Source organism: Actinospica acidithermotolerans (assembly GCF_018139625.1).
In the GTDB taxonomy this organism is placed as follows: domain Bacteria; phylum Actinomycetota; class Actinomycetes; order Streptomycetales; family Catenulisporaceae; genus Actinospica; species Actinospica acidithermotolerans.
On record NZ_JAGSOH010000075.1, the window covers coordinates 25,698 to 38,437 of the forward strand.

Annotated in this window: 11 protein-coding genes; 8 read left to right on the forward strand and 3 right to left on the reverse strand. The window is 71.5% G+C overall.

The genetic code is table 11. The annotated features are described in order from the left end of the window. Position 1 precedes the first annotated feature (1 nt). Positions 2-970 carry an LLM class F420-dependent oxidoreductase gene (locus KDK95_RS22655; RefSeq protein ID WP_212520265.1) on the reverse strand — a complete coding sequence of 323 codons (969 nt, stop codon included), beginning with the start codon at positions 968-970 and terminating at the stop codon, positions 2-4. 124 nt (positions 971-1,094) lie between these two features. Between KDK95_RS22655 and KDK95_RS22660 the strand changes: the two genes are divergently transcribed. Then, entirely contained in the window at positions 1,095-3,113 is a 2,019-nt protein-coding gene (locus KDK95_RS22660) for a glycoside hydrolase domain-containing protein (RefSeq protein WP_212520266.1), read from the forward strand. A gap of 126 nt (positions 3,114-3,239) precedes the next feature. Further along, positions 3,240-3,509, forward strand: a complete 270-nt coding sequence (locus KDK95_RS22665; protein ID WP_212520267.1) for a hypothetical protein — start codon at positions 3,240-3,242, stop codon at positions 3,507-3,509. Between the two features lie 82 nt (positions 3,510-3,591). On the opposite strand, the gene KDK95_RS22670 is transcribed toward KDK95_RS22665, so the two are convergent. Continuing rightward, complete coding sequence (locus KDK95_RS22670; RefSeq protein WP_249161718.1) at positions 3,592-4,947, reverse strand: glycoside hydrolase family 6 protein; 1,356 nt, start codon at positions 4,945-4,947, stop codon at positions 3,592-3,594. Between the two features lie 292 nt (positions 4,948-5,239). Here KDK95_RS22670 and KDK95_RS22675 point away from each other — a divergent pair, with 292 nt between their 5' ends. The 6 genes from KDK95_RS22675 (at position 5,240) to KDK95_RS22700 (ending at position 12,523) form a co-directional block, all read left to right on the forward strand. After that, a complete protein-coding gene (locus tag KDK95_RS22675; protein WP_212520268.1) occupies positions 5,240-6,253 on the forward strand; it encodes a LacI family DNA-binding transcriptional regulator in 1,014 nt (337 codons plus the stop codon). A gap of 140 nt (positions 6,254-6,393) precedes the next feature. Then, positions 6,394-7,416, forward strand: coding sequence for a Ppx/GppA phosphatase family protein (locus KDK95_RS22680; protein ID WP_212520269.1), 1,023 nt, complete (start codon positions 6,394-6,396; stop codon positions 7,414-7,416). 131 nt (positions 7,417-7,547) lie between these two features. Continuing rightward, positions 7,548-9,068, forward strand: coding sequence for a protein kinase domain-containing protein (locus KDK95_RS22685; protein ID WP_212520270.1), 1,521 nt, complete (start codon positions 7,548-7,550; stop codon positions 9,066-9,068). A 176-nt stretch (positions 9,069-9,244) separates the two neighbouring features. Further along, positions 9,245-10,798 carry an APC family permease gene (locus tag KDK95_RS22690; protein WP_212520271.1) on the forward strand — a complete coding sequence of 518 codons (1,554 nt, stop codon included), beginning with the start codon at positions 9,245-9,247 and terminating at the stop codon, positions 10,796-10,798. Continuing rightward, positions 10,795-11,247, forward strand: a complete 453-nt coding sequence (locus tag KDK95_RS22695) for a GlcG/HbpS family heme-binding protein (protein WP_212520272.1) — start codon at positions 10,795-10,797, stop codon at positions 11,245-11,247. The genes KDK95_RS22690 and KDK95_RS22695 overlap by 4 nt, the downstream gene beginning before the upstream one ends. A gap of 55 nt (positions 11,248-11,302) precedes the next feature. Continuing rightward, positions 11,303-12,523: a MalY/PatB family protein gene (locus tag KDK95_RS22700; RefSeq protein ID WP_212520273.1), complete on the forward strand. Its 1,221-nt coding sequence runs from the start codon at positions 11,303-11,305 to the stop codon at positions 12,521-12,523. A 45-nt stretch (positions 12,524-12,568) separates the two neighbouring features. Here the strand turns inward: KDK95_RS22700 and KDK95_RS38320 are convergent. Then, positions 12,569-12,740, reverse strand: a 172-nt coding sequence (locus KDK95_RS38320) for an allophanate hydrolase-related protein (protein WP_372463370.1), incomplete at its 5' end; no start/stop codon positions are given.

A 12,740-nucleotide genomic window follows, 5' to 3' on the forward strand; every position in this document is an offset into this window, starting at 1 on the left:
TTCACGGCAGCTCGCGCAGCGCCGGCAGCAGCTCCTTCTCGGCCCACTCGAGGAAGGGGCGCTGATGCTCGCCGCCGATCTGGACCAGGGCGATCTCGGTGAAGCCGGCGTCCGCGTACTCCCGCACGGCCTTGACGAAAGGTTCGACGTCGGGGCCGCAGGGGATCGACTCGGCCACGTTCTGCGGGGTCACGAACTGGCTGGCCGCGTCGAACGCGGCGGGACCGGGCAGCTCGGCGTTGACCTTCCAGCCGCCGCCGAACCAGCGGAACTGCGCGTGCGCGCGGGCCACGGCCGCCTCCCGATCCGTGTCGAAGCACACCGGCAGCTGGCCGACCCGCGGTTTTCCGGCCCCGCCGCGCCGGTCGAAGTCCTCGAGCAGCCCGCGCTCGGGCTCGACCGCGATGGCGAAGTCCGCGTGCTGCCCGGCCAGGCGGCTCGAGCGCGGGCCGGAGACGGCCATGCCGATCGGGACCCGCTTCTCAGGCAGGTCCCACAGGCGCGCGGAGCCGACCTGGAAATGGCGGCCGCGGTGGTTGACGTAGCCGCCGTCGAACAGCGCGCCGATGATCTCCACCGCCTCGGCGAGCATGTCCTGGCGGGTCGCGGCGGACGGCCACTCGGCCGCCGCCACGTGCTCGTTCAGGTTCTCGCCTGAGCCGAGGCCGAGCCGGAACCTGCCCTCGGACAGGAGCTGGACGGTGGCCGCCTTCTGCGCGACCACGGCCGGGTGGTAGCGCATCGTCGGGCAGGTCACGTACGTCATCAGCGGGATCCGCTCGGTGGCCTGCGCGGCCGCGCCGAGCACGCTCCACACGTACGGCGAGTGCCCCTGCTCCTCGAGCCACGGGAAGTAGTGGTCCGAGGCCACCGAGAAGTCGAATCCGGCCTTCTCCGCGCCGACCAGGTCGTTCACCAGAGCGCGCGGGCCCGACTGCTCGCACATCATCGTGTATCCGATTCGAGTCATGGCGTCGCTGCTGACCCGGATCGCGCCGATCAAACCGCTTCCTCCCGGATTAATCATACGAGTCGGTGTTCGAATGATGAGATCTGATCGCCTATCGTCGTTCTGACGATAGAAGGATGTGCATATGCGAATCAGACCTTTCGGCAGGGTGCTGACGACCGCGCTCCTGGTCGCGGGCCCGTCCGCGGTGCTCCTGCCTGCTCAGGCGACCGTCGGCGGCCCGGCCGACGCGTCGGGCACCAAGAGCGTGTCCTACCTCGGGCACAGCTTCACCGTCCCCGCGTCCTGGCCTGTCATCAGCCTGACGGCCGGCTCCGACACCTGCGTGCAGTACGACCGGCACGCGGTCTACCTCGGCACGCCCCCGGCGGACGAGGACTGCCCGGCCGGGACGATGGGCAGAACGGACGCGCTCGTCGTCCAGCCGGCGTCGACGGGCGGTTCGGGGTCCGGCCCCGCGCGGGCGACCGAGGACGCGGTCAGCCACGAGATCGACTCGTACGCGGCCGGGATCTCGGTGACCGCCACGTACTTCTCCAGTCCGGACGAGGTCAGATCGATCCTCGCCTCCGCCGGGCTGCCGCTGCCGACCTCGGCCGCCGCCGCCCCGGCCAACCCGACGCCGCAGACGCGCACGGCGCCCGCGGCCGCCACTGTTTCGGCCGCCGCCTCGCGCTACACGGGTCGGGCCTTCGACCCGTGCACGGCGCCGAGCTCCAGCACGATGAACGCCTGGAAGAACAGCTCCCCCTACGGCGCGATCGGCGTCTACCTCGGCGGAGTCAACATGGGCTGCAGCCAGCCCAACCTGACGGCCAGTTGGGTGTCCGCCCAGGTCTCGGCGGGCTGGCGCTTCTTCCTTCTCTACGTCGGCCCCCAGGCGCCCGGCTCCTCGTGCACGTCGTGCAGCACCATCACCTCGGCCTCCAGCCAGGGCGCCAGTGCCGCGCAGGACGCCGCGTCGCACGCCGCGAGCCTCGGCTTCGGCGCGGGCACGCCGATCATCTACGACATGGAGGACTACGCGCCGCGCGGCACCCCGGCCGTGCTCTCGTTCATGTCGTCGTGGGCGAACGAACTGCACGCGCTCGGATACAGCGCCGGCGAGTACAGCAGCCTCTCCTCCGGCATCAGCGACCTGATCGCGAACCCCGGCTCCACGACGCCGGACCTCATCGACTTCGCCGCCTGGGACGGCAACGCCTTCACCGGCGACTCCTCGATCCCTGACGCCGACTGGGCGAACCACGAGCGCATTCACCAGTACAGCGGCGGGGTGACCCAGACCTTCGGCGGCTACTCGATCAACGTCGACCAGGACTACCTCGACGTGCAGGGATCGTTCAACACGCCCGTCGGCGGCGTGCTCGGCGACGTCACCGGCGACGGCAGACCCGACATCCTCGCGATCGCGCCGAACGGCAACCTGGTGGTGTATCCGAACACCGGCGGCGCCGGCGTGCACACGTTCGGGCAGGCCATGCAGGTCGGCAGCGGATGGAACGGCTACACGATCGTCGCGGTGGCCAACCCGTACGCGTCCGGACGCGCGGGCCTCATCGCCGTCTCCCCGGACGGCACGCTGTACTACTACCCCAACACCGGCGGCAGCGGGATGAATACCTTCGGTGGGCCCATCCAGATCGGCAGCGGATGGAACGGATTCACGATCGTGGCATCCGCCGACGTGTACGGCGTCGGCAGACCCGGCCTGCTCGCCGTCGCCGCCGACGGCACGCTGGACTACTACCCGAACACCGGCGGCACCGCGACCGGCACCTTCGGCGCGCCGATCCAGCTCGGCAGCGGTTGGAACGGCTGGACCGTGGACGTGGCCGACATCGACGGCGACGGCAGGCCCGACCTGCTCGCGGTCGACAGCACCGGCGCGCTGTACGTGTACCCGAACACCGGCCAGGCCACGGGCGCCACCTTCGGCGCGCCGACCCAGGTCGGCAGCGGATGGAGCGGCTGGCAGGCGATCGACGTCGGCACGCTGGCCGGATCCGCGCCGGCCGAGATCCTGGGAATCGACTCGTCCGGCGCCTTGTACGAGTACCCGAACACCAGCGTCGGCGGAAGCGTCTCATTCGGCCCGCCCACGCAGGTCGGCAGCGGGTGGAGCGGCTACGCCATGGACTGACCGGCCCTCGGGCGGTCGAGCGCGGAACGGCGCACCGGTGGAATCCGGTGCGCCGTTCCGCGTGTCGGTTCACCTGAATGGCCCGGACACACGCCGATTCCCGGCGTACGGACGCACTGTTGAACCATGACGTCTTCAGAAGAAACAGCCGAGCTCGTCCTCGACACGACAATGATCAAGGTCGGCGCCATCCTCACCGGCGCGGGGATGCTGCTGGCGACCGTCGGCGTGGGACTCGCCGGCGCCGCCGTGGCCCGCGTCGCGCGCGACTGGATGCGGCAGAACGACTTCTCCCCCGCCGCCACCGCCTCCGCGAAACTGCACCAGGCTAAGCACGCGACGCTGGCCGGTGCCCGCGCCTGGCAGGCGAACGGCGCCGTCGCGGGCTCGCACTGACTGCACTCCTTATGACGGCCTGACGATCACCGCGCTTGATCCACCGCACAGTGCGCGCTTACTGCCCGGTCACGGCCGGGCATCACGACACCGACTGGTTCGCCTTCTGTACGAGCTGGAGGGCCTGCTGGGGGAACCAGGCACCGGCGGCCGGGTCGTCGACGCCCCACAGCGGGTCGAACACTGACTGGTCGGCGGAGGTGGTTGGCCAACCGGGCTGGGTGTAGGCGGTGTAGTCCCAGGCGCGCACGCCGCCGGCGGCGTCACACTGGCCGTCCGACTGGCCCGGCGTCTTGATCCACAGGTATGCGTCCAGGAGTGCGATGCCGGTGTTCGCGGTCGGTCGCACGCCGAGTCCGGCGTCGGTGGGGTTGCACCAGTTGCCGGCGAAGAGGGTGGACACGACGGAAGCCGGCTGGTTGTACGGCGCCGCCGCGTACACCTGCATGGAGTTCGGGCCCTGGCCGTTGCGGCTGGTGTCGACGACGAAGTGCGTCGAGGCGACGGCGCCGCCCATGTTCTGCTGGTACCAGGCCGTCGTCAGCGCCCACGTGGACGGGTCGTCGACGGTCGCCGGGTAGTACTGGCTCGCGCAGTCCGCCTCCTTGCCGTAGGCCCAGTTCGCGGGGTCGGTCGCCATGGCGATGCAGTCCGAGACCCAGGTGCCGTAGGTGGTCGAGGCGGTGTCGGTCTGGTAGTTGGAGACGTTGAGGAAGAAGCCCTGGGCGTTCTGCACTCCAGCCTCGAGCAGCCGGGTGCTGATCGTGCCGACGGACTGCCAGTGGCTGTTCGTGCCGTCCAGGTAGACGTCGGTGCCGGGGTCCTGCTCCAGCGCGGTCACGGCGTCGGAGACCTCCGCGATGCGGTCCTGGTCGGTGAACGGGTAGGCGGCCGTGCCGTATACGGCGCAGTCGCTGGGGAGGTTGCCCAGCGCATCGGGCTCGACGACGACCACCGCCTTGCCGCCGCCGATCCCGGCGGCGAACGCGGATATCCAGGCCTGGTACGCGGCTTCGTCGGCCGCGCCGCCCGCGGAGTACTCGGAGCAGTCGCGGCCGGGGATGTCGTAGGCGACCAGGATCGGGACGGCGTGCTCGAGTGCCGCCTCGTCCATGGTCTGGCGGACCTGCGCGCGCACCTGGGCCGGGGTGCCGCCGGTGAACCAGACGGCCTGCGGTGTCGCCTCCATCCTCGCGATGCCGGCCGCGTCGGTCAGATCGCCCTGCTCGGCGAGCTGGAGGGCCTGCGCGGCGGAACCTTCGGCGGGAGGCGGGGTGAAGAAGCGGGTGGATGCCGACAGTACGCGGGTGGCCGCGGCGCCGCTCTGGCTCGCGGTCGCGGCGGTCGCTGTGAGCGGAGTGCCGACGATGGCCGCGGCCGCCATCGCACCTGCGATGACGACGCGTCGACGGCTGGACGCTCCTGACAACGTGGGCAACGTGGTTCCTCTCTGCTGGTTCGCTCAGTAGCCGTACACGCGGTGGATCGGTCGGCTGACTGGAAGCGCTTCCAGTAGTTCCCGGTCCCGAATAGGCTGCAGCGGATGCTGGACCCTTCGGCGTCAGCTGTCAATACCCCGGGGTCCGGACGAACCGAATCCGGTGGTCAACGTCGGGAGCGGCCGTGAATCTTTCACAAAACCGGGAGCGCTTCCAGTCATGCCCACCGGGCGGTAGCATGAGCCGGGCCGGATTCCGGCCCCGCCTCCCCAGGAAGGAGCCGAGCCGCCGATGGGCGCCCAGGCCAACCGCCGTCCGACCCTCGACGAGGTCGCGCTGCGGGCAGGTGTCTCACGCTCGGTCGCCTCGCGCGTGATCAACAACACCCGGGACGTGAGCAGCACCGCCCGCGCGGCGGTCCAGAAGGCGGTCAAGGAGCTGGGATACGTCCCCAACCCCTCGGCCAGGGCGCTGGCCACCGCGCAGTCGGGCTCCGTGCTGCTGGCCGTCTCCCACGACGACCCGAACCTGTTCGCAGACCCCTTCTTCGGCCACGTCATCGTCGGCGTCAACGCCGCGCTCGAGCGCACGGACCTGGTCCTGATGCTGCTGCTGGCCGACACCGAGCGCGGGAAGGAGCGCCTCGAGCGGGTCCTGCGCTCCCGGCGGGCCGACGGGATCATGCTCCTCGCGCTGCACGGGGAGGACCCGCTCTACGACCTCGCGCAGAGCCTCGAACTCCCGGTCGTCGTCGGCGGCCGGCCGCTGCACGGCGAGCCGGCCTGGTATGTCGACGCCGACAACCGCGGCGGCGGCAGAACGGCCACCGAGCACCTCATCGCGTCCGGCCGACGCCGGATCGCCGCGATCTCCGGGCGGCAGGACACGCAGGTGGGCGTGGCCAGGCACCAGGGCTTCCGCGAGGCGATGGCCGTCGCCGGGCTCGAACCGGTCCGCAGCGAGACCGCCGACTTCACCGAGGCGGGCGGCGCCGCGGCCATGACGCGCCTGCTCGGGCGCCACCCGGACCTCGACGCGGTCTTCGCCGAGTCCGACACCATGGCCGCGGGCGCGCTGCGCGCGCTGAAGGCCGCCGGCCGATCGGTGCCCGGCGATGTGGCGGTCGTCGGCTTCGACGACCTGCCGATCGCGCAGGGCACGGATCCCGCGCTCACCACGATCCACCAACCCGTGCAGGCCCTCGGCCGGGAGATGGCCAAGATGCTGGTCGGCCTGATCGAGGGGGAACGGCCCAGCCCGCTGATCCTCCCGACCCATCTCGTCATCCGCGAATCAGCACCCTAAGCCCCACCTCCCCGCGCGTCGGCCCTCGCCCCCGCTCCTCGTCACGTACCGCGACGCCGCGGTCGCCGGAGCCGGAAACGCCGAGGCCGACGCATGAAACTGATATCCGTCCCGGCGTGCTGAGCGGTAGAGTTATCAGAATGCGCATGGGCATTCTGGACATCGGGTCTCAAGGCACACATCTCGACGTGCTGAGTCTGCGCGCCGGGAGGCCGGTCCGGGTGCTCGCCGTCTCGAAGCGGCCGAACCGGCTGGCCGCCTCGATCCGGCCGGACGGAACGATCGAGGCGGACGGCACGGAGCGGCTCGTCGCCTCGATCCGCAGTGCGCTGCGCGCGGCGCAGCGCGAGGGGCTGACCGAGCTGATCGCGTTCGGCACCTCGTCGATCCGCGACGCGCCCAACCGGGCCGAGGTGCGGGCCCGCATCGCCAAGACCTGCCGGATCGACCTCGGGTTCATCTCCGGCGAGCACGACGCGCTGCTGACCTACCGGGCCGCGCGGGAATGGGCGGGGAGCGAGGCCACGGACCTGTTCGTCGCGGACATCGGCGGCGGCACGCTCGAGCTGGCCGCCGGCGACGCGCGCAGGCCGCACTGGGCCGCCTCGCTGCCGCTGGGGGCCCGGCGGCTGACCCGCACCTGCCTGCCGGACGACCCGCCCAAGTCGAAGCACGTCGAACGGCTGCGCAGCAGGCTCTCCCAGGACCTGGCCGAGCTGCGCGACGACCACGCCGGCAGCCTGCCGCCGGACGCGCTCGTGCTGGCCACCTCGAAGACCCTCGCGCAGCTCGCCGTGCTCACAGGCGGACGCGACGCGCACGGCCGTCCCGCGATCACGCGGCGCGCGCTGCGCCGGCAGGTGCCGCGGCTGGCCGGCATGCGCTGGGCCGAGCGCGCCGACCTGCACGGGATCTCCGAGGGCCGGGCGCCGCAGATCCTGGCCGGCGCGCTGGTGGCCGAGGCGGTCATGGACACGTTCGATCTGCGCTGCCTGACCGTGTGCCCGTGGGCGCTGCGCGAGGGCATCGCGCTGACCCGCCGCCTGCGCCTGGACGCCGAGAGCGGCGACCGGGCCGCGCGCGCCGCGCTCGAACGGAATCAGGTCGCCGACCTGCTCGAGGCCGTGGAGCGGCTGCGCGCGCCGCTGAGCCGGACCGCGTGAGCGCGCAGACCGTACCGAAGCTTGACCCTCCGCTTCGCCCGACTCCGCACAGGCGTTCGCACGCTCGGGTACGGTGTGCGGGGTAGTGGTCGTGGCGCCGAACCGGTCGCCGGGAACTTGGAGGTCATGGGATGTCGGCGCGGCTCGGCGGGCGTTACGAGCTCGGGATGGTGCTCGGGGCCGGAGGAATGGCCCGGGTGTACGCCGCCACCGACCTCGCGCTCGGTCGCCAGGTCGCGGTCAAGGTCCTCGACCCGGGCCTGGCCAGGGACCCGGAGTTCATCGGGCGATTCGCCCGCGAGGCGCGCACCGCCGCGATGCTCCCGCCGCACGCCGGCATCGTGACGATCTTCGACTCGGGGCAGGACGCGGAGAGCGTCTACCTGGTGATGGAGCTGGTCAGCGGCCGCACGCTGGCCCAGACGATCGACGCGAGCGGCCGGATCGACCCGGCGAGCGCGTGCCGGATCGCGATCGAGGTCTGCCAGGCCCTGTCGGTGGCGCACGGCGCGGGCCTGGTGCACCGGGACATCAAGCCCGCGAACATCATGATCACCGACTCGGGCACGGTGAAGGTGGTGGACTTCGGCATCGCCCGCGCCCAGGCCGGCGACGCGCTCACCCGGACCGGCGCGGTGCTCGGCAGCCCGGCGTACATGTCGCCGGAGCAGATCACCGGCGGCGCCGCCGACGCCCGCTCCGACCTGTACGCGCTCGGCGCCGTCCTGCACGAGATGCTCACCGGCTCCGTGCCGTTCCCGGGCGAAGACCAGTTCACGGTCCTCACCCGCCACCTGAACGAGGTCCCGACGCCGCCCTCCGCGCTCGTCCCCGGCATCCCGCCGGAGCTGGACCACGTCGTCGCGACGCTGATGGCCAAGAACCCGAACCAGCGCCCGGCCACCGCCGACCAGGCCGCGCAGCTGCTCGCGGCCGCGGCCCAGGCCTTCGCCCCGGCGGCGCACCGCTCGACCGTCGCGCTCACCGCGCACGATCCGCACCCGACCCGGCCGACCACCGCCCTGCCGCCCGAGCCCGCCGGACACCGCTCCGCACCCGCCGACCGGGACGAGCGACCGCGCACGGGGCTGATCGCGGGCGTCGTGGTCGGCGCGGTGGCCGTGGTGGGGATCGCGATCTGGGCGCTCTCCTCCGGCTCCACTCCCGCCCCGTCCGCCGACAGCGCCGCGACCAGGACCGCGACCACGGCCGCCGCGGCGAGCACCGCGCCGGCGCAGATCGACATCCCCACGACCGCCGCGGCCGCGACCACGGCGACCACGACCAGCAGCAGCCCGGCCGCCACGACGGCATCGGCGTCGCCGCTCGCCAACGTCAAGCAGGCGCTGACCGCGCTCCAGCAGACCGTCACCGCGCAGGCGGAGTCGGGCGGCCTCGGCGCGACCGCCCGCCGCGCGCTGAACGCCCAGCTCCAGAACATGCGCCAGTCCCTCTCGCAGGCGCAGACCCAGGTGGATCAGAACCCGCAGAACCAGACCCAGGTCGTGAAGAACCTGCAGCAGCAGTTCGACGGCCAGATCAAGAACATGCGCCAGGAGCTGACCGCCTTCGTCGAGCACAACGAGGTCACCGCCGCGGCGAAGAGCGCGATCGGCTCGGCCCTCGACGGACTCCAGCAGAGCTTCGGCTGAGCGCAGTCCCGGGCGCGTCCCCGGACGCGCCCCCTCCGCCCTGATCAGGGCACTGGCTCACCCGACGGTGTGTAAGAAATCCAGTGCTCTGCTGAACGAGGTCGGCAGTCCCCGTGCGCTGCGTCGCACCCCCAAGCTGGTGACCCGCGCACCTCAGGTCCGAAGGGGAGCACCACATGTCACAAGACCTCGCCGCCGCACCCGGCGATCCGACGACGCAGTCCGGCTCACTCAAGCGCGGCGCGCTGGGGTTGAGCGGCGCCGTGATCATGTCCGCGGCGCTCATGGGTCCTGCGGTCTCAGTGTATTTCAACCCGCAGCTCGTGGCCGCGCAGGCGGGTGCCGCGACGCCGTTCGTGTTCGCACTCTCCATGGTCGCCTCGCTGATCGTCGCCAACGGCATCATGCAGATGGCCCGCGAACTGCCGAGCGCCGGAGCGTTCTACACGTACGTGGCGCGCGGTATCGGCGCCCGCACCGCGTTCGTCACCGGCGGACTGATGTTCGTCGCCTACGCACTGCTGGTGCCCGCCGAGCTCGCGCTGATCGGCAGCTACACGCACGATCTGCTCGCCCAGCACGGCGTGCAGATCCCGTGGGTGATCATCTCGCTGGTGGCCGGCGCACTGATGACCCTGCTCGCCGTGCGCGGAATCAGCGGCTCGATCCGCGTCGCGCTGGTGATGTTCTCGTGTGAAGTTGCCGTCATCCTGGTGATCAGCGTCATCGTCCTCGCCAAGGGCGGAGCGCACGGCCTGACCGCGGCACCGTTCAACCCGAGCGAATCGCCCAAGGGCCTGAGCGGCATCGCGCTCGGCATGGTCTACGGCGTGCTCTCGTTCGTCGGCTTCGAGGCCGCGGCCACCCTCGGCGAGGAGACCCGCGACCCGAAGCGCAACGTGCCGCGCGGCCTGGTCTACTCCCTGCTGCTCGTGGGCGCGATCTATGTCTTCTGCACGTATGCCGAGACCATCGGATTCGGCACCGACTCCACCGGCATCGGCAAGCTCGCCGCCGACGCCGCGCCGTTCACCACGCTCGGCCAGACCTACGCGCCCTGGATGAACCTGCTGATCAGCCTGGCCGGTATCTCCAGCATCTTCGCGGTCACGGTCAACTCCAACAACGGCATCGTGCGCATCCTGTTCGCGATGGGCCGCGAGGGCATGCTGCCGCGCCGCTTCGGCACCGTGCACCCGCGCCTGGGCACGCCCGCGTTCGCAGTGCTGGCGCAGTCCGGCTTCGCGCTCGTGGTGACCGTGATCGTGGGGTTCTGGGTCGGCCCTTTCAACGCCTACGCGTACCTCGGCGCCGTGCTCACCTTCGGCATCATCCCCGTGTACTGGCTGACGAACATCGCCTGCATGCGCTTCTTCCGCAAGTACCGGCCGGATCAGTTCAATGTGCTGCGACACGTGGTGCTGCCGGTGCTCGGCATCCTGCTGATGGTGATCCCGATCTACGGCAGCGTCTGGCCGGTGCCCGCGGCGCCGTACAACTGGTTCCCGTACGCGGTACTGGCCTACGCGATCGTCATGGCCCTGATCGCGACCGTCCTCGGCCGACGCCGCCCCGAGTTCCTCGCCCGCGCCGGCGGCGTCCTCGCGGGCGTCGAGTCGGACGCGGAGGCGGCGGGCATGGACGAAGTCTCGGACACTGTCGCCGTCCCGGGCTCCCGCGCCGACGCCGCCGACCCCGCCGACCCCGCCGCGGCGCCGGAGCCCGCGTGAGCGCCCGGCAACTCGACCTCGCCGCCGCCGCGTCCCTGTGCGCGGCCGCGGTCGAGGCCGCCGAGGCCCGCGGCCTGCCGGTCTCCGTCGCAGTGGTGGACGCGGGCGGCAACCTGGTCAGCTTCGCGCGCATGGACGGGGCGGAGATCGCCGGCACCGTCCTCGCCCCGGACAAGGCGTACACCGCCGTCGCCAACAGCACGGCCACGCACGAACTCGCCGAGGCGGCGGCCCCCGGCGGACCGCTGTTCGGCCTGCACGCGGCGGCCGGCGGCCGCTTCGTCATCTTCGGCGGCGGCATCCCGCTGCGCGAAGGCGGCCGGGCGACCGGCCGCATCGTCGGCGCGGTAGGCGTGAGCGGCGCTCCTGATCCCGCCGACGACGTCGCCTGCGCCGAAGCCGCCGTGGCCCGCTGGCGTCGCCGCGCCGGCGATGCTCCGTCCGGCTGACGGCCGGCCGCCGATCGCCGGAGGGATATCGGCGATCGGCGACTAGTCTCGAGACATGACGATGAAAACCTCTTCAGGGGATTCGCCGACATCGGTCTTCGACGAGGTCGTCGACCGGAAGCATTCGAACTCGATGAAGTGGGCGTACGCTGCGGACTACCTCACGCCGGACGAGGTCGCGGCCGATCCGCTGCCGATGTGGGTCGCGGACACCGACTTCAAGGCCCCGCAGGTGGTGCTCGACGCGCTGCACCGGGCGGTGGACCACGGCGTCTTCGGGTATCCCGGAGGCGCCGAGGCCGGTTACGTCGACACGGTCGTCGGCTGGCAGGCGCGGCGGTTCGGCTGGGACGTGCCGCGCGAGTGGATCATGCAGACCGCCGGCATCATCACCACGCTGAAGACCGCGGTCCAGGCGTTCTCCGCGCCCGGCGACTCGATCCTGATCCAGCCGCCGGTCTACGCGCACTTCCACGACGACGTGCGGCTCAACGGACGCCACCTCGCCCTCGCTCCCCTCACCCGGACCGAGGCCGGCTACCGGTTCGACCCACGGGTCTTCGAGGCCGCGATCCGGCCGGACACCAAGCTGTTCATCCTCAGCCACCCGCACAATCCGACCGGCAACGTCTGGTCCGAGGACGATCTGCGGACGATGGGCGAGATCTGCGCACGGCACGGCGTCATCGTGGTCTCCGACGAGGTCCACCAGGACTTGATCATCAACCCCGAGAAGCGACACGTGCCCTTCGCCTCCCTCGGCACCGAGTTCGCGCAGAACAGCATCACGTGCACGTCGCCCAGCAAGACGTTCAACCTACCCGGCCTGCAGAGCGCCAACGTGTTCGTCCCCGACCGCCGGATGCGCGAGGAGCTGGCCCGGCAGTACGAGCGCAACATCTTCCCGTACGTAAACGTGCTGGGCATGGTCGCCGCCGAGGCGGCATACACCGGCGGAGAGCCCTGGCTTGAGGAGCAACTCACCTACCTGCGCGGCAACCACGCCCGCTTCGCCGCCGCCGTCAACGCCGCGACGGACCGAATCCGGGTACTGCCGGCGGACTCGCTCTACCTGGCCTGGATGGACTGCCGGGGCCTCGACCTGGACGCCGAAGCCCTCGACAAGTTCATGCTGACCCGCGCCCGCCTCTGGCTCGACAAGGGCCAGAAGTTCGGCCTCGCCGGCCACGGCTACATGCGCGTGAACCTCGGCTGCCCGCGCTCGACCGTCGACGAGGCGATCCGCCGACTCACCGCCGCCGTCAATACCCTGTAGCCCGGGCGGCACCCGGGACCGGCTGTCAGCGCCAGATGAGTGTCGCTAGATATCGCGCATTCCATCGACCTGGGCCAGGTAGGCGCGCCAGCCGCCGTGGTCGGTGACGTCCGGTGCGTCGGGCGGGATGGGGCCGGTGGCCACGAAGCCGGGGACGGCGGTGCCGTCGGCCAGGCGGACGGGGGCGAAGCCCAGGGGGTTCGGGAGTGACGTGAGG